17 protein-coding genes and 1 CRISPR repeat array are annotated in these 18,976 nt (G+C 58.2%); of the genes, 4 read left to right on the top strand and 13 right to left on the bottom strand.

Going from position 1 to position 18,976, the window contains the following annotated elements; genetic code table 11:
- Positions 1–5: 5 nt before the first annotated feature.
- Complete coding sequence (locus tag VF684_RS10005; protein WP_005357737.1) at positions 6–728, bottom strand: MarC family NAAT transporter; 723 nt, start codon at positions 726–728, stop codon at positions 6–8.
- 138 nt (positions 729–866) lie between these two features.
- Complete coding sequence (locus VF684_RS10000; RefSeq protein WP_376899161.1) at positions 867–2,186, bottom strand: MFS transporter; 1,320 nt, start codon at positions 2,184–2,186, stop codon at positions 867–869.
- A 166-nt stretch (positions 2,187–2,352) separates the two neighbouring features.
- On the opposite strand from VF684_RS10000, the gene VF684_RS09995 reads away from it, so the two are divergent.
- On the top strand, positions 2,353–3,027 hold the full coding sequence (locus VF684_RS09995) for an ATP-binding protein (RefSeq protein WP_376900340.1): 675 nt from the start codon (positions 2,353–2,355) through the stop codon (positions 3,025–3,027).
- Between the two features lie 106 nt (positions 3,028–3,133).
- Positions 3,134–3,853: an acid phosphatase AphA gene (gene aphA / locus VF684_RS09990; protein ID WP_005342927.1), complete on the top strand. Its 720-nt coding sequence runs from the start codon at positions 3,134–3,136 to the stop codon at positions 3,851–3,853.
- A 73-nt stretch (positions 3,854–3,926) separates the two neighbouring features.
- Here the strand turns inward: aphA and VF684_RS09985 are convergent, their stop codons facing one another.
- A complete protein-coding gene (locus VF684_RS09985; RefSeq protein WP_005340078.1) occupies positions 3,927–4,193 on the bottom strand; it encodes a hypothetical protein in 267 nt (88 codons plus the stop codon).
- Between the two features lie 169 nt (positions 4,194–4,362).
- Here VF684_RS09985 and VF684_RS09980 point away from each other — a divergent pair, with 169 nt between their 5' ends.
- A complete protein-coding gene (locus tag VF684_RS09980) occupies positions 4,363–5,184 on the top strand; it encodes an HDOD domain-containing protein (protein ID WP_019446506.1) in 822 nt (273 codons plus the stop codon).
- A gap of 128 nt (positions 5,185–5,312) precedes the next feature.
- Entirely contained in the window at positions 5,313–5,810 is a 498-nt protein-coding gene (locus VF684_RS09975) for a GNAT family N-acetyltransferase (RefSeq protein WP_376899159.1), read from the top strand.
- A gap of 321 nt (positions 5,811–6,131) precedes the next feature.
- Here VF684_RS09975 and VF684_RS09970 read toward each other — a convergent pair whose 3' ends face one another.
- The 10 genes from VF684_RS09970 to VF684_RS09925 all read right to left on the bottom strand — a co-directional run bounded on the left by VF684_RS09970 (position 6,132) and on the right by VF684_RS09925 (position 18,852).
- Positions 6,132–6,779 (bottom strand): 50S ribosome-binding protein YggL, encoded by a 648-nt coding sequence (locus VF684_RS09970; RefSeq protein WP_440174192.1) that lies wholly within the window; start codon positions 6,777–6,779, stop codon positions 6,132–6,134.
- A 371-nt stretch (positions 6,780–7,150) separates the two neighbouring features.
- Positions 7,151–9,315: direct repeats of the CRISPR family, unit length 29 nt; unit sequence CGGTTCATCCCCACGTGCGCGGGGAGCAG.
- 84 nt (positions 9,316–9,399) lie between these two features.
- A complete protein-coding gene (gene cas2e / locus VF684_RS09965) occupies positions 9,400–9,693 on the bottom strand; it encodes a type I-E CRISPR-associated endoribonuclease Cas2e (RefSeq protein WP_258720294.1) in 294 nt (97 codons plus the stop codon).
- Complete coding sequence (gene cas1e, locus VF684_RS09960; RefSeq protein WP_207670612.1) at positions 9,693–10,607, bottom strand: type I-E CRISPR-associated endonuclease Cas1e; 915 nt, start codon at positions 10,605–10,607, stop codon at positions 9,693–9,695. Before cas1e ends, cas2e begins: the two co-directional genes overlap by 1 nt.
- A complete protein-coding gene (gene cas6e / locus VF684_RS09955) occupies positions 10,607–11,233 on the bottom strand; it encodes a type I-E CRISPR-associated protein Cas6/Cse3/CasE (RefSeq protein WP_258720295.1) in 627 nt (208 codons plus the stop codon). The genes cas1e and cas6e overlap by 1 nt, the downstream gene beginning before the upstream one ends.
- Entirely contained in the window at positions 11,224–11,871 is a 648-nt protein-coding gene (gene cas5e / locus VF684_RS09950; RefSeq protein ID WP_064341170.1) for a type I-E CRISPR-associated protein Cas5/CasD, read from the bottom strand. Before cas5e ends, cas6e begins: the two co-directional genes overlap by 10 nt.
- Position 11,872: 1 nt before the next feature.
- Positions 11,873–13,036, bottom strand: a complete 1,164-nt coding sequence (gene cas7e / locus VF684_RS09945) for a type I-E CRISPR-associated protein Cas7/Cse4/CasC (RefSeq protein ID WP_258720296.1) — start codon at positions 13,034–13,036, stop codon at positions 11,873–11,875.
- A 19-nt stretch (positions 13,037–13,055) separates the two neighbouring features.
- Positions 13,056–13,571, bottom strand: a complete 516-nt coding sequence (gene casB / locus VF684_RS09940; protein ID WP_258720297.1) for a type I-E CRISPR-associated protein Cse2/CasB — start codon at positions 13,569–13,571, stop codon at positions 13,056–13,058.
- A complete protein-coding gene (gene casA, locus VF684_RS09935) occupies positions 13,568–15,094 on the bottom strand; it encodes a type I-E CRISPR-associated protein Cse1/CasA (RefSeq protein ID WP_258720298.1) in 1,527 nt (508 codons plus the stop codon). The genes casB and casA overlap by 4 nt, the downstream gene beginning before the upstream one ends.
- A 14-nt stretch (positions 15,095–15,108) precedes the next feature.
- Complete coding sequence (gene cas3 / locus VF684_RS09930; protein WP_440174190.1) at positions 15,109–17,811, bottom strand: CRISPR-associated helicase Cas3'; 2,703 nt, start codon at positions 17,809–17,811, stop codon at positions 15,109–15,111.
- A 54-nt stretch (positions 17,812–17,865) separates the two neighbouring features.
- The gene (locus VF684_RS09925) at positions 17,866–18,852 is read right to left on the bottom strand and encodes a helix-turn-helix transcriptional regulator (protein WP_236269196.1); all 987 of its coding nucleotides are present in this window, start codon (positions 18,850–18,852) and stop codon (positions 17,866–17,868) included.
- Positions 18,853–18,976 lie beyond the last annotated feature (124 nt).

Genomic DNA, 18,976 nt, shown 5'->3' with positions numbered 1-18,976 from the left:
CGTTTTCAATCAGAGCCGGTGGGCTTTTGCGGCAACTGATCAAACGTGCCGGAAGCCTTTGGGAGCGCCGGTGCGGTTTGCACAGCCTGGCCGCCGTGGAATACCGGATCCTGCGCCACTTCCTTGATGCCGTTGATGCAAAACTGCATACCCATGCAGACCAGCAGGAAGCCCATGATGCGGGTCATGGCATCGATGCCGGTGGCGCCCAGGATCTTGCAGACCGGGTCCGCCAGCTTCAATACTCCCCAGCTGATCAGGCTCATCAGGGCAAACGCCGTTACCACACCGGCGTAGATGGTGAGGCGGTTGTACTCGTCAGGCAGCTCGGCGATCTGGGCTGCCCCGCTTATTACCAGCGCCATGGTACCTGGTCCGCACATGCTGGGCATGGTGAGCGGTACGAAGGCGATGCTCTGGTTGATGTCGACCCCGCTCTGCTGGCTGGGGGCGGGGAACAGCATGCGAAAGCCGATAAATCCGATGATGAGGCCACCGGCCAGGCGCAAGCCCGGAATGGAGATCCCGAACAGATCCAGGATCGAGGATCCGATAAAGAAGGTGATGCAGAGGGTGCAAAACAGATAGATGGCGGCCAGATTGACCTGACGGCGCACGTGTTCGCGCGACATCCCCTTGCTCAGCCCCAGCAGCAGGGTGGCCGTGGTGGGCGGGTTGACCATGGGCAACAGCGCCAGCAAGGTGAGTAATACGACCTGAAAGAACATCTTGAGCCTCGGATAAAGAGTTGGACGTCATGGGGCGATGCGGGTGGCAGGCCCCAGAGGGAGGCTATCTTATGCTGGCGAAACTGAACATAAGCAGTACAAAAAAGCCCCGGCAGATACCGGGGCTTGTTGTTCGGGTCAGGCCGCTTGCGGCGCTTGCTGCTGCCGGATGGCCCGTTGCTGGAACCAGAGCCAGAGACCGATGGCGAAACCCAGCACCGACAGGCTTACCACATAGTGGGAGGGGGCCAGCATGTCGCTCTTCATCCAGAGGGTCACCGCCATCGGGGTGAGGCCACCGAAGATGGCGTAGGCCACGTTGTAGGAGAATGACAGACCGGAGAAGCGCACCACCGGCGGGAAGGCGTTGACCATCACGTAAGGCACGGCGCCGACAATCCCGACCGCAAAGCCTGCCAGCATGTAGAGCGGCACCAGCTGGCCCGTACCGGCCGCCAGACCGTGATAGAAGGCGTAGCTGGAGCCCGCCAGCAGCAGGGAGCCGAACATGAAGGTGAGACCGCTGCCCAGCAGGTCGATCAGTCGACCATAAACGATGCAGCCGAGGGTCAGGGCCACGATGGCCAGCGAGTTGGCGGTCAGGGCGTCGGCCGGGCTGATGCCATAAACCTTCTGCAGATAGGTGGGGGTCATCAGGATCACCACCACGATACCGGCGGAGAGCAGCCAGGTGAGCAGCATGGAGACCACCACGCTGCTCTTGTGGTTGCGCAGTACCGACTTGAGGGGTAGTTCGTCAGCCAGGGTCTTGTTGGCTTTCATCTCGGCGAAGACCGGGGTTTCGTGCAACCAGCGACGCAGGTACATGGCGACGATGCCGAAGATACCGCCGAGCAGGAAGGGCACTCGCCAGCCCCACTCGCTCACTTCGGCCGGGGTCAGGCTCTTGTTGACCGCAGTGGCGATGAGGGAGCCGAGCAGGATGCCGGCCGTCAATCCCGCCGTGAGCGTGCCGCAGGCGACCCCGACCCGACGGGCAGGGACGTGCTCGGCGACAAACACCCAGGCGCCGGGCACTTCACCGCCGATGGCGGCGCCTTGCAGGATCCGCAGTCCCAGCAGAGCGATGGGGGCGCCGATGCCGAGCACTGCATAGGTGGGCAGCAGACCGATCAACAGGGTCGGCAGCGCCATCATGATGATGCTGAGGGTGAACATCCGCTTGCGACCGATGAGATCGCCAAAGTGGGCCATGATGATACCGCCAAGCGGGCGGGCCAGATAACCGGCGGCGAAGATGCCGAAGGTCTGGAACTGGCGCAGCCACTCGGGAATGTCGGCCGGGAAAAACAGCTCGCCGATGACCACGGCGAAAAAGACGAAAATGATGAAGTCGTAAAACTCCAGCGCGCCGCCGAGGGCAGCCAGACTCAGGGTTTTGTAATCCTGTCGATTGAGGGGGCGGGCGTGATCGTGTTGTTGTATGGTCGTGGTCATATCCGTATGTTTCCCATCGGTTTTTTTAGTTATTGTCACCCCGTGCAAGGGGCATATACAGGTGATCGAGAGTATGCTGCCTGCCTCTTGTGTGTAAATCGCGCAATTCGCAACACTGTCTTGCATCTTTTTGGGGCAATCCGAATGCCCCGCTGGCGGAGGAATGATGGAAAAGAAACGGGTACTGCTCTCCTGGAGCAGCGGCAAGGATTGCGCATGGGCACTGCATCAGTTGCGGCAAGATCCCGCCATCGAGGTGGTGGGGCTGTTTACCACCCTCAATCAGGCATTCGAGCGGGTGGCGATGCATGGGGTGCGCAAGCAACTGTTGACCGAGCAGGCCGCCTGCGTCGGGCTGCCCCTCATCACCATCGATCTGCCCTGGCCCTGCAGCAACGAGGATTACGCCCGCATCATGACCGGCTTTATCGCCGATGTGGTGGCACAGGGGATCCGCCATATGGCCTTTGGCGACTTGTTCCTCGAGGATGTGCGCGCCTACCGTGAAAAGCAGCTGGCAGGCACTGGCATCGAACCACTGTTCCCGCTGTGGGGCAGCAATACCCGTGAACTGGCGCCGCAGATGGTAGCCGCCGGGTTGAAGGCGCGGATCAGTGCTCTCGACCCGAACAAGCTGGATGCCAGCCTGGGGGGCCACGACTTTGACGAGGAACTGCTGGCGGCGCTGCCGGAGGGGGTCGATCCGTGCGGCGAGAACGGCGAGTTTCACACCCTGGCCTATGATGGCCCCATGTTCTCCCGTCCGCTCGGCATTCGGGTCGGCGAGACAGTGCTGCGCGACGGCTTTGTCTTTACCGATTTGCTGCCAATCGAAGATTAATTATCGGGCGTCAAATGCTCCCTTTTGCTGGCGCATTCACAGATTTGAGAGGCGGGATGGGGGCACTATTGGCCCCCTCTTTTGATTGAAGATGACAACCTGCCTTATGAAACACATCTCTCGTCCGGCGCTGCTTGCCTCCTTGCTGGCTGCCGCCCTCTCTCTGCCTGCCGTGGCGGGTCAAGCCGCTACCGTTCAGCCTATCCCTGCCGGTGTCACCACCGTCACTTTGGCCCAGCAGGCGCCAATCCACTGGGTGTCGGTGGAGCAGATTGCCAAGAGTCTGGATGGCCTGCCCCCGATGGCAGTCGGGTTTGATATCGACGATACCTTGCTCTTCTCCAGCCCGGGTTTTTATCGCGGCAAGCAGGAGTTCTCACCCAACGACGAGAGCTATCTGAAGAACCCCGCCTTCTGGGAGAAGATGAATAACGGCTGGGATGCGTTCAGCATGCCGAAAGAGGTGGGCAAGGCGCTCATCGCCATGCATCTCAAGCGTGGTGACCACATCTATTTCGTCACCGGTCGCTCGGCCACCAAGACCGAAACCGTGAGCCAGACCTTGCAGCAGACCATGAATATTCCGGCCGACCAGCTCAATCCGGTGATCTTCGCCGGTGATCAGCCGGGCCAGAACACCAAGGTGCAGTGGCTCAAGGATAAGCAGATGAAGCTCTTCTACGGCGACGCCGACGGGGATATCAAGGCGGCGCAGGAGGTCGGCATTCGCGGCATTCGTCTGCTGCGGGCCGCCAACTCCAGCTATCGGCCACTGCCGTTGGCAGGGGCGCTGGGGGAAGAGGTGATCATCAATTCCCAGTTCTGATCCGGAGCTGATCCATGCAACAAGGGCGGGGCCATTGGCACCCGCCCTTTTTGCATCGGTTATCCAGCTCGGGTCACTCGTCTGCCCACGGCATCTCGGGCAGGCTGTCGAGGAACTCGCCGTAACGGGTCAGATTGAAGGGGCCCTGATCGGCCTCCATCGCCATCAACTCGGCACCGAGGGCACAGGCGATATATTGCAGCGCCTCTTCTCGCGGGGTGCCCTTCATCACCAGTCTCATCAAGGTAGCTTTCACGTGGGGCGGGTGACCGTCGTTGAGCTGGTTCTCCACCATCTCCAGCAGCGCGTCTTCATCAAAAAATTCCTGAGTGTCGTTCATGGGATATCCGCAACAGTGAATGTGGCGGCCAGTATAGCCTGAATGTGACTAACACCTTGAATGACCAGCGAATAAACAATCCGATGGGGAGGCCATTTGTTACCCATAATTAGGAGGAGTTTGCCACGGCAAACAGGTTGGAACACAGATAACATGGATGGACACGCCTATGCCCACGATAGATTCCCTGCTGGCCGAGCCCAAGCTACTGCCCCAGATCCCGGAAGTGATGCGCGATTTGATCCAGACCTTCAATGAAAAGGATCCGGATCTGCTCAAGATCAGCAAGTTGATCAACAAGGACCCTGTCATCTCCGCCAAGTTGTTGCGTCTGGCCAACTCGGCCAAATTCGGCAGCAGTCGTCAGATCGGCACCGTCAATGAGGCCGCGGTGCGGCTTGGACTGGCGATGGTGCGCAACATGGTGCTGGCCTGCGGGCTGACCGAATCGGTCACTGCGGTGCCCGGCATTGACCTCAAACATTTCTGGGGCTGCGTCTTCAATGTGGCGGAGCTGGCGCGTCGTCTGGCGGTGAAGAAGGGGATGAAGGGGGATGAGGTCTTTACCTGCGCCCTGCTCTACGATCTCGGCCGACTGGTGATGCATGTGGGCCTGCCGGAAAACACTGTCCACCACATTCACGATCTGGAGTTGCACAAGGGGCGGGCCAAGGCGGAAGAGCTGGTGGTTGGCTTCAACTATGCCCAGGTCGGGGCGGCCATGGCACGCTACTGGAAGTTCCCCGAGACAATCAGCAACGCGGTGGAGTATCACTACAACCCCATGCTGGCCAAGGAGTTCTCTCCCGAGGCCGGGTTGATCCATCTGGCGATCGTGCTGGCAGCGCAATCTGATGTGGGGGAAGAGGCGCCACCCGAGTGGCCCCACAAGGTGGCAGATGCACTGGGGCTGAGCTGGGCCGATTGTGCCGCCCAGTTCACTGCACTGCGCGAGCAGGGTAATGGCTACGCCGGGTTGCTGGCTGCCTGAGCCCGTTTATCCCATCTTGTCAGGGGCCAACGCGGCCCCTTTTTCATGGCCAACGGTGCCACAGGCTTGCCAGCCCGGGAGTGACGGGGCACTCTTTGCCCTTCACTTTCCGTTTGAGAGCCCTTGCCATGATTGCCTCCTCCCGCCTGATCCTGCGTGAAATGATCGCTACCGACGCCCCCTTCATCCTTGAGCTGCTCAATGACGGCGACTTTTATCGTTACATCGGTGATCGGGGCATTCGCACCCTCGAGCAGGCGCAGGAGTATATCCAGCAGGGGCCGGCGGTCAGCTATGCCCGCTATGGTCACGGACTCTATCTGGTGGAGCGCAAGGAGGACGGTGCCAGCCTCGGTATCTGCGGTTTGATCAAGCGCGACACCCTGGAGCTGGTCGATATCGGTTACGCCTTCCTGCCGCAATATCGCGGTCAGGGCTACGCCATTGAAGCGGCGCAGGCCGCCCTTGCCGATGGCAAAAGCCGGTTGGGGATCGGGCAGGTGGTCGCCATCGTCACCCCGGGTAACGAGCGATCCATCGGCCTGCTGGCCAAGCTGGGGCTGGTGCGCAGTCGACTGGTCAAGTTGAGCGAAGATGCCGATGAGTGCCTGCTGCTGGAGCAGTGATCAAGGTCAGAGAGCGGGGAAGCGAATGGTGAGGTGGCTGTCAGGCTGAGTGACAAGCAAGAGGCCGGGTCTGGCTAAAGGCGTGAGAGAAGCAAAGAGGCCGCCGTGAGTTGCGGCCTGTCTGCATCGGGCGCTGCCGGAGGGCAGGCAGGATCAGTTGAGGTCTTCGATGGAGAAATCGCCTGCTTATTGTAAGTTATTAATTTTTTTGGCTTTGTGTATTTATTATTGTCTGTTTGGCCTGTTAAGCCCCACAAAAAACCCCGCATGTAAAAAATCTAGCAAGTTTTAGGCTCGGCGGAGCATGACCAGCCTGCTCAGTTAATCGGTCAGATGTTCGTGCTGAATACCGAGTGCATCCGCCAGCAGTACGAGTTGCTGGTGGGTGAATTGGTAGTCCGGTTGCTCCATGGCCACCAGCTCACTCATTGAAATATCCACCCGCTCAGCCAAATCAGTTTGACTCAGGCCCCGATAGTTACGCCAGGCTGCCAGCAATGAAAGACCTTGCACGAATTGCAGCCCTATCACCTCGTTGGGAAAGTAGATTTTGTCATCGCTCATGGGAGTTTCCTTCTTATAGGGGTCTGATAACACGGTGGTGGATTCATCTTCCCATGTGCCATACCAGGCATCGCTCAATGGGTGGATTTGATGGGATACAACCCAAGGCTGACTGGCCAACCACTTGCCCGCCTGTCCCCGATCGGCTGCGGTTAGTGTGCCGCGCTCGAACCGGCAGAGATAGCTCTCTATTACACTGCCCGCCATATCACTTCCACCACCAAAGCCCCACTCTTGTGATTCGACAAACTCGATCCAGCGATCGAGCGCCTCCTCAAAGTCTGTTTGCTGCGGGTCAAAGGTAAACGCCAGCGTAAGACCAAACTCCTGAAACTCACCAAGGTGCAGCTTTTTGCGCAGGCGACGGGAACGTTTTTTATGTAAATCTGCAGGGTGAAAAACCATCTTATTGAAATCCTTATTGTTGCTGCTATTTGCGTGCACCCTAACCGTTCTGGCCCGGTGGTCACTAGGTTCATTCCCACGTGCGCGGGGAACGGTCTAAAGAGGCTGACTACGCCTCGACCATCTACGGTTCATCCCCACATGTGTGGGGAATAGTTTACACAGCGGCGTTTTTTGCGCATGTCACAAGGTTCATCCCAACAGACGTGGGGTGCAGGGGCCCTCGCTCTGGCGCTGCGCCTCTTTCCGCGGTTCATCCCCGCGGGCGCGGGGAACCTTGAGCGGACGACATGCCAGCTCCCTGATAAATCGGTTCATCCCCGCGGATACGGGGAACAGGCCAGACAGGCAGAAAAAACGGTAACTGTTACCGGTTCATCCCCACGGGTGCGGGGAGCTGTCGGGGGCAAAGTGGGCATACCGCATCGTCATCGGTTCATCCCCACGTGCGCGGGGAGCAGGCTTACCGCCAAACTCCATATGATTAAGTTTGCGGTTCATCCCCACGTACGCGGGGAGCAGAGGTGGCCATACGGGACGACTTCGACTGCGATCGGTTCATCCCCACGTACGCGGGGAGCAGAGGTACATCACATCACGGCCTCTCGACGCAGCCGGTTCATCCCCACGTACGCGGGGAGCAGTCTATGCCAAAGACTACGAGATGGAGAATCAGCGGTTCATCCCCACGTACGCGGGGAGCAGCCATTCCCCTTGTACATCGCACAGGGCTTCATCGGTTCATCCCCACGTACGCGGGGAGCAGCGGTTGCAGATGGTCCCGCCTGGCAGTACAAACGGTTCATCCCCACGTACGCGGGGAGCAGCTCTGTGGCTGGCCAGACTCACGACAACATGGCGGTTCATCCCCACGTACGCGGGGAGCAGGGCAGATCAAACTCACCATTGATGGTATAGCGCGGTTCATCCCCACGTACGCGGGGAGCAGTTCGTGGCTCAATCAGAATTTTGGAAAATTCACGGTTCATCCCCACGTACGCGGGGAGCAGTTCTGTACGCTCCCTTGATACTCAAGCCGGATCGGTTCATCCCCACGTACGCGGGGAGCAGCGAATATAGGTTCTGACACGGGCTTTCATCGACGGTTCATCCCCACGTACGCGGGGAGCAGGCGATGGGCTGGAGCGCGGCATGAAGCTGCGTCGGTTCATCCCCACGTACGCGGGGAGCAGGAGATGCTCAATGCTGGCCTGCCTCAGCCGACCGGTTCATCCCCACGTACGCGGGGAGCAGGCAATCGCAGCTCTCACGCTGAGCGCCGCAGGCGGTTCATCCCCACGTACGCGGGGAGCAGTGGTTCAGGAAGGCGCTGGTGTAGGCCGGAACCGGTTCATCCCCACGTGCGCGGGGAGCAGGGGCTATGCAGAAGTATGACCTAACTACTCGCCGGTTCATCCCCACGTGCGCGGGGAGCAGTAGCAGGGCATCTAAATTGTCTGCCACAATCGCGGTTCATCCCCACGTGCGCGGGGAGCAGCGCGATATCCAACCCCTGCAGCTTGAGGTGACCGGTTCATCCCCACGTGCGCGGGGAGCAGTTAATCAGCAATATTCAACCATTCGAATAGATCGGTTCATCCCCACGTGCGCGGGGAGCAGCATCTAATACGCGGATCAACTCCTCTGCTTGCCGGTTCATCCCCACGTGCGCGGGGAGCAGTAAGAGAGGCTGGTGAGCGTCCAGCCAATGCCCGGTTCATCCCCACGTGCGCGGGGAGCAGGCGGGCAAATAGTTGCTGGATCAGCCCAACCCCGGTTCATCCCCACGTGCGCGGGGAGCAGTATCACCTATCGGATTAGCGCGGGCGCAGCTGCGGTTCATCCCCACGTGCGCGGGGAGCAGGTTCAAACCCACGGCCAGAGCGCGACCGCCACTGGTTCATCCCCACGTGCGCGGGGAGCAGGTAATCAATCCATAGGAAGAATCGACATGCAAACGGTTCATCCCCACGTGCGCGGGGAGCAGTCCTCTGGCGGACGGACGATCGGCTGAGACAGCGGTTCATCCCCACGTGCGCGGGGAGCAGCGTACAGTTTGGTGATCGAGCGGCTTTATGAGCGGTTCATCCCCACGTGCGCGGGGAGCAGAGGGCCACAGGGCCGTCCTCGCCGTCTACTGACGGTTCATCCCCACGTGCGCGGGGAGCAGTCGAATCTATATGCCCCGTCTGTCTGCTGGCCCGGTTCATCCCCACGTGCGCGGGGAGCAGCGGTGATGGCGGCGGCGGAAAACCAGAAGATCCGGTTCATCCCCACGTGCGCGGGGAGCAGGGTTGCCCAGGTGGCGCCCTTGGGCTCGGAGCCGGTTCATCCCCACGTGCGCGGGGAGCAGTGAGTCCGCAAATTGGCAATGTGCGCGACGATCGGTTCATCCCCACGTGCGCGGGGAGCAGGCGAAGTAGTAGGTCATGCCGATCTGGCGTGACGGTTCATCCCCACGTGCGCGGGGAGCAGTCAGGCATGAACGAATCAACCTTGAGAACTGGCGGTTCATCCCCACGTGCGCGGGGAGCAGACTTAATGGATGTTATTGATTTAAATGGCTTTTTCAAACCATAAAAAAGCCACCAACTAATCCAGATTGTTAATGAACAATAACCTATTGATTTTCAAAGGGTAGAAATGAGACTAACCGGCAGCCATCCAAGTCCACCGGCATCCTTCTATTTGCTCCCAAGGTTTGAAAGTCAAACCCTGAGTCGTTGTTAGCAGACCATGCCATCACGATATTGCCCTGCTCAACCAATGCCTCACACTGCTGCCAGATCATCTCTCGTGCACGGCGCGAGACATCTCCCACATACACACCTGCACGGACCTCCAGCAACCAGATAGCCAGCCGACCACGCAAACGTGAGGGCACATCTTCGGTCACGACGACCAACATGCTCATCACTGACTCCTGTGACCGGCGTCCCCCATGCCGATCGGTTCGGGAATGGCGGGCGGCTGAGCATCCTTGGGAGGCTCAGGCGGGGTGATCCCCCCTGCAGCAAGCACCTCTTCAATTAGCGGGATCAGCTTTTCCAAGGTGCGCAGTTTGTTAAAACTGTCGCGACAAGCCAAGCGTACTGCGCGATCAGGGTTGGCATCGCCCCTAGCTGCGATCTCAAACGCCTGGGGCACCACGGTTTCAAATTTGATGATGTCGGCTATGTCGTAGACAAACGAGAGCGGCTTGCCACTATGGATAAAGCCGATGGCGGGGGCATACCCGGCAGCCAGGATGGCCGCCTCAGTGATGCCATAGAGGCAGGATGTGGCGGCGCTAATACATTGATTGGGCAGGTCGCCCTTCTCCCAATCCTTGGGATCATAGCGTCTCCCCTGCCACTTAACCCCATATCGAGCAGCCAACAGTTTGTAGGTCTCACGCACCCTGGCCCCTTCGATCCCACGCAACTGGTCTACTGAACGACGGCTGGGAGGTGGCTCGCCAAAGCGCAGCTCAAACATCTTGCGTACTACTTTGAGACGCAGCTCTTCATCCAGTGCAAGTTTGGCCTGAAAGAGTAGCCGGTCGGATCGGGCACCTCCCGGTTGACCTGCAGCATAGAGCCTCACCCCGGCCTCCCCTACCCAAACCAGCAGAGTACCAGCCATTGCTGCCAGCTTGACGGCTGCGTGAGAGACCCGAGTGCCGGGCTCTAGCATCAGACAGGCGACAGTACCAATGGGTATGTGAGTGCGTACCCCCTCTTTGTCCACCAGCACAAAGGCGCCGTCGATCACATCGAGCTGGCCATATTTAAGAAACAGCATGGCCCGGCGATCCTTGATTGGGAGTGGCTTTAGAGGGGGGAGCATCAGGCTTTTCCCAAAGAAAGCAAGCCGCAACCCAGCGACTTGGCTGGGCCGATACCGGCACACAGGGCGGCTCGCAAGACATCAGGCTCGACAACCTGCAAGTAACCCTCGAAGGTCGCAGTCAAGACACTAAGACGGCTTGTTCCCTTCCGCCCATGCTGCATCACAGAGCTACTGACCAGTGCATGGACAAGACTAAAACCGTGACGATCTCCTTGCCGAGCAAGCCAAGCCAACTGCTCTTCCTCGCTACACAGCCCTCTGCGTTTGCCATCACGGGTTACCGTCGGGTTAGCCTGCAGGCGAAAGCGATAGGAAAGACCTTGTTCAAGCCATTGCTCGGGTGCAAAGCGCTTCTCTTGAACTTCCCCTTGCAGGTAGTAAGGCAGATCGCGTAACGGCCCCCAGTTCCCTTCGGTTTGAGATTGCACCAGCAGTTGAGGCTGTTGCCAATTGGCTGTTGCCTCGAGACGCCACAAGAAGCGTGCAGGCGCGGTCTCTTCGTCGGGAGCAAAAGCCCTGGCCAAGGTACGATGAAGCTCGTAGGGATTGGCCAGGTCACGACGTGCCTCCTTGCTTCTTGGGTTCAAGATCAATCGACTCAGATGCAATTGATTCAGGGACATGACACCTCCTCAGGCTCCAGTTGCTCAGTGAGCACAAAACGGGGGCCAAAGCGGCGATCTGCAAAAGGGGCTATCGGTTGATCGAGGCGAACCGTCCCTTCTGTCGCCTCCAACAACAAGCGACGCACTTGCAGACCAGCCCCCTTGATCAACTCGGGATAGTCGCGCAGAGCTTCCAGCAAAGCGCTATCTCGCACACCATCAGGCAGATACACTGGCGGTGACGGCAAACACCCCTTGCGGCCCAAGCTAAGAGGCCAATGGGGCGTTTTCAGTGCCTGATGGATTTGATCGAGCAGAGCTCGTTCCCCTTCAAAACCAACCAGAAAAGCGGCATCGCTCAAGTAGTAGCGTGGGCTGACCACGGTGCGCTTCATATCGACCTTGCCAGCCGCGTTAACGATACCGGTGGCCGTCTGATAATCGCGCAACACAACCCCTTCCCTGTCCACCCTCACCCCCATCTGAAGGGCCGCAAGATCATCGACAGACTCGCTTCGATCCCGCCCCAGGGCGGCGCAGATTAGCCCGAGCACTCCCGATTTGGAAGGCTCCAGCTGGGTGTCGCGTTCATCAAAGCGGCTAGTAGTCCCCCAGGATTGCATAGGCCCTTGCAGCCGCAGTAGCAGTGTCGGCATGTTACTCTCCCCACTGGGTCTCGACGACATCGCGTACCCAAGCAGCCAAGTCGCTTACCGAGCTGCGGGCCTGACTGTTCTCGAGCTGCCACTTGCCAGTGAGATCGATATGGGCCCAGCGATCGGTTGCATCTCCGTAGACGGGGGCCAGCTTGCTCTCGTACTCACCAAGCGCCGCCACAGACTGTTCGGTGAGGCTCTTGTCGTGGCGCGGCTGGATCGGACGCTCGAAGGCATTGGCCAGATTGAGAGGGCTTTTACGCAGGCTAACCCCGATAAACTCAGGCAGGTTGTGGGCAGCGAAGCTGTTTTGTTTGCCAGTCGGTATGGCTCGGACCATCGACTGGATCAAAGACTCAATGGCCGATGCTGTCAGCTCCTTGTCATCTTGCAGGTTCTGCAACAACTTGCTCACATCAAGCGCGGCATAGCGGTAGAAGGTAGCGGAGTTGAACTCGACCTGGCCAATCATGCCTGCACCGGTTTCGTCAGGGCCACCCACGTCATCGACAGCAGTAAAGTAGTCAAAGTCGCGCTCGACCCTGTGAGTGCTTATGGCATGGGCTACCTGACAGGCAGCATCCTGATTCACCTGAGGCAAGTCGGCCAGCATTCGGCCAAAGAGGGCAATATCAACAGCTCGACTTCTATGAAGTAATGCTTCCAGTTCAGATTTGAACTGTTTAGATATATCGGTCGGTTTGAGTTTTTTCTTATTACTCAGGCTTACTATTTCTTCTGCATGAGAAGATATGAGATCTTTCAGTGCATTCACTTCAGGCATTGAAATATAAAGCAGGTAAGAGAGCGTTGCTTCAGGCGAAGCTTCATCTTCTTTATCCGTCTCTTTTTCTTCTTTATCTTTCTTCTTTTTCAACGCTTGCTTGATGATCTCGTTGAATGTAGAGGTTGTAGTTACCCCTATCTTTTCAAGCTCTTCCTTCACTAGACGATCCAAATGTCGGGTTCGCGTACCCAGATGTTCGGCTTCAATGAGATTCGATGTTTTGAACAAATCCCGTACCGATTTTTTCTGGCATTGGCTGCTAAGTCTGGCTCGGCGCTGGCCACCAAAGATTGCATCCTTGGGTGCTCCGGTATCATCACGGTTCAGATTGGAAGGGGCGAAGTTCTGGATAAGATGCAGTTCAACAAACAGGGTCATAATTTCTCTCCTTGAAGATTTAGTCGTTTGAAGCGATATGGGCAGCTACACGGTAGAAATCAGTGGCCCACCGGCGACGCAATTGGTCGAGTCGCTCAGGGTTAGTGGGGTTAAGCCAGTCGGTGAGATCCCAAAGCAGCCGCTGATAATCGATGGCCATACCATGGGATCTCAACAAGGTGACACAGTGGCGTAACGGCTCGGCCAAGGTCTCGCCATCACACTCAAGCAGCGCGATAAAACGCCCCTCGATGGATGGGCTTTGTTCTTGCTTGCGATAGAGAGCCCCCATCGCCTTGGCCAAGGTCACCTCGCTATGCTGTGGATGAAGTGCAAACAGCCCCGCCACCAGGTAGTGCGACTGACGACGGGCAGAATCAGGATGCTCGTCTGCTGCGATAAAGGGCTCAACGTAGGGAAAGACGCGCGGCGCCGTGCCGGGGGCAAAGGTGAGACTGCGGCGTAGTTCGGCCAACGCCCCACGGTTGCTCTGTGCGAGTCGCTGCAGATAATCAACAAAGGGCTGATCACTCATTGAACTTCTCCTGTTTCGTTAAGGGCTGTCAGTTGCTCCCGAATGGCAAACCACAAGCGGGACTGAACCTTGGCATTGGCACGCCATACGCTGGCACCACCTCCCAAGCAGGTCAGTTGTGCTTCCCAAGCAGCAATAGCCGCCTCTTTCAGCACTTGCTGCCATTGCCTCTCCGCGGCATCGGGGTCTTGTTCGATAAGAGCTAGGGTCGCCATCAGGGCGCGCTCGGCGCGGGCAAAGAAGATCGGTGTAGCGGGGCCTGCATCAAACAGGGTGCGAGCACGGCTACGGGTATCTTTCTGCTGACTGTCTGGCAGGGTATCCGCAATCAGCTGCACTGCGGCTCCTTTAAACGACGCAAACAGGGTCTCGGCCATCTCCAACATCATGCGGGCCGCTCGGGTCACCTCGGGTTGATCCAGCAGAGCCTGCGGCAGCTCTAGCTGCTCGACTCGCCAACGCAGCAACTTGGCCTGCTTGCACGCCAGCCCTGCCACAAGTAACTTCAGGTGTTTGCTGCCTAGCGATTTCTTTAAACGGGTGGCATTTTCAAGGATGGCTGCCGGACGTGAGCCCCCATCAGGCAATAGAGCTGGCAGATCGCGCCACAGAGCTCGCCCTTCACTAAAAGTAAGGCGTACCGGCTCGTTGCTCCCCTCCCGAAAGCTCGCCATGGGGTCGGGGGCATGTGAATCCTCTTCAAGCCCCATGCCTGCTGCAAAACGCAACCAGCGGATGGCACCATCCTCTTCGCGGTGAAAGAGCACAGCGCGAGTCTGACGGGTATAGCGATCGTTGGGGCCAGTGGCGAGCACAGCCGCCGCTTTCAGATTGGCAACGGTCAGTTCTGGCCGCTCCCAGCATGGCTGGTCTTCATGTCCATCAGGGGAGGCAGGATGTAAACCCAAGATAAGGGTTTGGGCCAGGGTATCCCCCAGAGGCAAGGTGGCCGCCGTATCGGTTAGCGGGCCCATTTTGTCTGATACTCGAAACACTTGAATCAAACCACCCGGCGTGCACTGTAAAAAACCAAGCAGGTGACGAATGGCATGAGACGGGAAGATGGCCCCCGGCACTGTATCCAGAGAGTGGTTAAACACGACTGGAGCATTACCGCTGACGCTGGCCAGATCAATCTGGGTCCAGGGTTTGAACTTGTCACGGGTCTCGGGAGCTGTGGCTAACTCGGCCACCTGCATAAATGGATGATCGGGGTGAAACAACCAGAAGCGATCGCGCCATGTTTCCAGGTAGGCGATGATGGCCTCTGTGGGGAGTCCCTGACTATACCAATGACGCAACTCCCGTTGCCCCCAGTTCGGGGTCTGTGCACTTAACGCGCGATGAGTGATAGCGAGCAGCAGACGATATTGAGCCATCAAGGATGGCGGCGCCGTCTCAGCCAAGGCCACTATCTGCGGCGCCTGCTCAAAAAGGGCCAACAAGCCCAGCTCCCTGACCTCGCCACTTAGCATCCTGACCGGCAGCCAGGGCTCGTCGAGCAGATTAAAACGCATTGTCATTGTCACTCCTTTGGTTATTCCCTGTTCCGGTAGATAAGCCCCAACTCCCCATCGAGCCGAACCACCAGCCCGCCATCCAACCGCCCCCTTCCTTCCCTATCGAGCAACAACGGGTAGCTGTAGCGAAGCAGCGGGCTCTGAGCAAAGGCTTGCACGTCGGGTTGCTGCTTGATGGCCTTAACCAGGGCCTGATTGGAGAGGCTGAGCTGGCGGGCGCAGAGCTGGCAGGCCAGTTCAGTTGAAAGAGTTGCATCGAGCGCGAAGGGCTCAGCATCAGGCGTCAAGGCCACCCCCTTGTCAGAGACAAAGAGCGGGATCACGGTGACGCTGGGTTTGCCCAGCCGGGTGCAGTTAATTAAACCTTTGTCCTCGCCCTCCCCCTCTTCGTAACCTCTGGGCTTGTTCGAATAGGCAGTACCCGGATCTGCATCGGCCCTGATAACAATATTGCGGGCCAGCTGCCGCTGGTGTTGCTCTGCAGCCAGATAAGTGGCGTAGCTGTATTCCTCGATATATTGGCGTAGCGCCTCACTCACCGAATCGGGCAACTCCCCATCGCCATAGACGGCCTGAACCAGCCGATCGATATCCTGGGGCAGTTGCAAGCTGGTTTCGCCGAGGAGCCGCACCCAGGTCATGGCGAGCAGGTAGGGATCGTAGACAAAGCGCCAACGGGTGGTCGCCAAATCGGGTAATTCACCGGGTAAGAGTCCGGCTACTGTCAACACCGGCTGACGATGAGGCTCGGGGCGGGCTGGGCGCTGATGGCGATGCAAGCGCCCCACCCGCTGCAATAGCAGATCGACCGGGGCGAGATCGCTGATTAAAAAGTCAAAATCAATGTCCAAAGATTGCTCGACAACTTGGGTTGCCACCAACAGGGCCCGGGCTGGACGCTTCCCCTCTTTTCCAAAGGTGGAGAGCACGGCAGCTTCTCGCTGTGCCCGTTCATCGGACGGGAAACGGGCATGAAAAATCTGCAGGGTGAGATCTTCCGGCGCCTTGGCCTTGAGCAGGCTATAGAGCTGCTGCGCCCGCTCGACCGTATTGACGATGATGGCGCCGCAACCGCCGTGGGTCAGGGCCTCAAGTGCTACGCAGAGCAACTCCTCGGGTGTAGTACCGCATCCGGCCAACCGGACGGGCTCCATCATTCGGCTTTCTATCTGGTCATCCCAGTCGAGGCCCCTGTCATCGGCAAGCACCAGCCGCGGATAGGCAAGCTCTGGCAGCACTGCAGGGTCAACCCGCCATGCCTTGAGCAAACCATCACGACGCTTGGTTGGCAGGGTGGCACTCATCAGGATAACTGAGCAGCCCAGGCCTTTTAGCCAGCGCAGCAGCGCTTCAATCAGCCCTTCGGTATAGGTGTCGTAGGCATGAACTTCATCGAGCACCACCACTCGATTGGCCAGCCCCCACAAACGCACGAAGTGGTGTTTGACATTGAGCACGGAGAAAAGCGCCTGATCGATGGTGCCCACCCCATAGGGGGCGATCAACGGACGCTTGCGACGAGAAAACCAGCGGGCGGCCTCGACCCCTTCACGCTGTTTGCCATCCTCACCCCACACATCCTTGAGCGCGGCCATCATCTCCTGACGGGCGGCGCCACCATGGATCAATTGCAAATCGGGCGTCGGCCCGTGAGCAAAAGCATCCATAAACTGGCGAGCACGGGCAAACAGTGCATTGCCGGTGGCCTGGGTTGGCAAGGCCAGATAGAAGCCGCGATGGCCATTCGTACGCTGCAAGTGCAGATGCGCCATAAAGGCGAGCTCTGTCTTGCCCTCCCCCATGGGGGCCTCCACCAGCAGCAAAGCGGGCCCTTGGCTCGCTTGTAACAACTCTATACCCTGGCTCTGCAGGGCTCGTGGTATGACAGGCTTATCGGCAGCCAACATTTGGCCAAGTTGCCTATCAAGTGGGACGGGTTCTGCTAGCAAAGGTGAAAAGGAACGCCAGCCGATCGCCGTCAGCGCCTCATGAGCCAGTCTTTTGGCATGGAGGTAGTGTTGCCTGAGATCGTCGTGACGAATACCGAGGGGAAACCACTCGGGGTTAGAGCCGATCCAGTCGGAAATAGAAGTCAGCCCTGCCAGCCAATTGATGGCAGGTAGCGCCAGTTCGTCAGCGGTAATCACTCCTGATGGGGTCAGCACCTTCCAGTAGGTATCGAGCAATGCCTGCCGGGCTTGCTGCCATGCCTTATCTTCACGCAGCGGCAAGCCATCCCCAACCTCCTTTGTGGTCAACGGGTAACCGTGATGAGCTCCAACCGCCTCAGCCACATTCAGGCACCAAGGGGTCTCGGCACCTGTGTGTACCGGTAGCCATTTTTTCAAAATGGCGGTCGAGGCACAGTCATGGCGATTACTGCGCAGCGATGTACTGGCAAAGGTCAGTCCTTGAGCCTTGGCAAGTGCCTGCCCTTGCTCCCATTTGGCTTGGAATCCCGGGATGGCCTTGCCCACATCATGCAAACCAGCAAGCGTCGCCAGCCAACGGGGAGCACCCTCAACCGACATACCAAATTGACTGGCCAGGTGTTGATGGGTAGTGGCGGGTTCAAGCTCGAGGATAGCTTCTGCTACCGCCGCGACATCTAGCATGTGAGCCAGCAAAGGGTGGCCTTGATCCTCGCCACTCTTGGCCCAGAGAACCGCAGCCTGTGGGTCTAGGTTTGAAAACAGAACAGGCTCATTTACTCCATCCATTGCGGGGTCGCCTCCGGCACTCAAGTGTGACTCTCGACTGTCATTATTCCCCTCTCACTGGCTCACCGGCTGAGCCAGTGGTGCCACTGCCTCGTGTTTTTTTAATCCGGCTTCCATGGCCGCTATCACACTCTGACGTAGTTCAAGTGGCGCAAGTACCTCAACCTCGCCACTAAAGCGCATCAGGTCGCGTACCAGTTCGCGTTGATCGGCATAGGGGAAAGTGAGACGAATATGACCGCTTGGCTCTATGGTCTGGAGCTGCTCCCGGTGCCACTGCACATCTCTGACCCAAGGGGTAGCAGATGGGTCAAAGCGCAGTTCGGCCTGTTGCAAATCAGCTCCGGCGAAGATGCCATAGCCATTTGCAAAGAGTGCATCCAGCTCTGGTGTCCCACATTCGCAGGCGGCTTCATCCAGCGATTTGGGTTCGACTATTCGACTCAAGGCAAAGAGGCGCAGGGCCTCTCGTCCATGACACCAGGCAAGCAGATACCAGTTGTCCCGATACCAGCAGAGACGCTGTGGCGATACTTGACGCTCTTCGGACTGATGTTGTGTGGGGTGATAGAGAAAGTGGAGTTGACGCCTGGAAAACAGCGTTTGTACCAGAGGTAGGAATAGCTCTGGGGACACGTATTGGCGCCCGATGCTTTCCACACGCAGGCGGTCAGCTTCATTCTGCCACTGGGGACCCAGCAAATCTCCGATACGTGCCTGCAACTGAGCCACCCCCTGCTGCTGCAGACCCGGTTGCACATCCTGCAGCAGGCGATTGGCCATCAAGAGCGCAAAGGCTTCCGATTCGGTAAGCCAGACGCCCGGCAAGGTAAATCGACCATCATCGGTATCGTAACGATAACCACGAGCGGTCGGGTCCCAGATTATTGGCGCCTGATAACGGTCTCGCAGCAATTCCAGCAGCCGTTTGAAAGTGCTGGCTGAGCACGCAAGTCGTTCGAGTATGACGGAGCGTGGAACAGGGTAACGGAAGTCCAATAGTAACTGGTGTAAGGCAAGGGCTCGGTTAAGTTGTTCCATATCGTTGTTAACTGATTGATAAATATTGACTAGGCTATCACTTCAATGGAAACAAAACCCTATCGAGTCTCACATATGTCATTACTAGATACGGCGAGATCGCACTCTACGCTGTCATCGCGAA

It is taken from the genome of Aeromonas sp. Lyrl_2 (genome assembly GCF_051948815.1).
Lineage (GTDB): Bacteria > Pseudomonadota > Gammaproteobacteria > Enterobacterales > Aeromonadaceae > Aeromonas > Aeromonas veronii.
The sequence above is the reverse complement of the archived record's forward strand: the minus strand, read 5'-3'. Positions and strand labels throughout refer to the sequence as shown.

What these genes read in the sequence shown, in the direction of transcription:
- VF684_RS10005 (WP_005357737.1), bottom strand. Translation starts at nt 728, where the DNA reads ATGTTCTTTCAGGTCGTATTACTCACCTTGCTGGCGCTGTTGCCCATG.
- VF684_RS10000 (WP_376899161.1), bottom strand. Translation starts at nt 2,186, where the DNA reads ATGACCACGACCATACAACAACACGATCACGCCCGCCCCCTCAATCGA.
- VF684_RS09995 (WP_376900340.1), top strand. Translation starts at nt 2,353, where the DNA reads ATGGAAAAGAAACGGGTACTGCTCTCCTGGAGCAGCGGCAAGGATTGC.
- aphA (WP_005342927.1), top strand. Translation starts at nt 3,134, where the DNA reads ATGAAACACATCTCTCGTCCGGCGCTGCTTGCCTCCTTGCTGGCTGCC.
- VF684_RS09985 (WP_005340078.1), bottom strand. Translation starts at nt 4,193, where the DNA reads ATGAACGACACTCAGGAATTTTTTGATGAAGACGCGCTGCTGGAGATG.
- VF684_RS09980 (WP_019446506.1), top strand. Translation starts at nt 4,363, where the DNA reads ATGCCCACGATAGATTCCCTGCTGGCCGAGCCCAAGCTACTGCCCCAG.
- VF684_RS09975 (WP_376899159.1), top strand. Translation starts at nt 5,313, where the DNA reads ATGATTGCCTCCTCCCGCCTGATCCTGCGTGAAATGATCGCTACCGAC.
- VF684_RS09970 (WP_440174192.1), bottom strand. Translation starts at nt 6,779, where the DNA reads ATGGTTTTTCACCCTGCAGATTTACATAAAAAACGTTCCCGTCGCCTG.
- cas2e (WP_258720294.1), bottom strand. Translation starts at nt 9,693, where the DNA reads ATGAGCATGTTGGTCGTCGTGACCGAAGATGTGCCCTCACGTTTGCGT.
- cas1e (WP_207670612.1), bottom strand. Translation starts at nt 10,607, where the DNA reads ATGCTCCCCCCTCTAAAGCCACTCCCAATCAAGGATCGCCGGGCCATG.
- cas6e (WP_258720295.1), bottom strand. Translation starts at nt 11,233, where the DNA reads ATGTCCCTGAATCAATTGCATCTGAGTCGATTGATCTTGAACCCAAGA.
- cas5e (WP_064341170.1), bottom strand. Translation starts at nt 11,871, where the DNA reads ATGCCGACACTGCTACTGCGGCTGCAAGGGCCTATGCAATCCTGGGGG.
- cas7e (WP_258720296.1), bottom strand. Translation starts at nt 13,036, where the DNA reads ATGACCCTGTTTGTTGAACTGCATCTTATCCAGAACTTCGCCCCTTCC.
- casB (WP_258720297.1), bottom strand. Translation starts at nt 13,571, where the DNA reads ATGAGTGATCAGCCCTTTGTTGATTATCTGCAGCGACTCGCACAGAGC.
- casA (WP_258720298.1), bottom strand. Translation starts at nt 15,094, where the DNA reads ATGACAATGCGTTTTAATCTGCTCGACGAGCCCTGGCTGCCGGTCAGG.
- cas3 (WP_440174190.1), bottom strand. Translation starts at nt 17,811, where the DNA reads ATGGATGGAGTAAATGAGCCTGTTCTGTTTTCAAACCTAGACCCACAG.
- VF684_RS09925 (WP_236269196.1), bottom strand. Translation starts at nt 18,852, where the DNA reads ATGGAACAACTTAACCGAGCCCTTGCCTTACACCAGTTACTATTGGAC.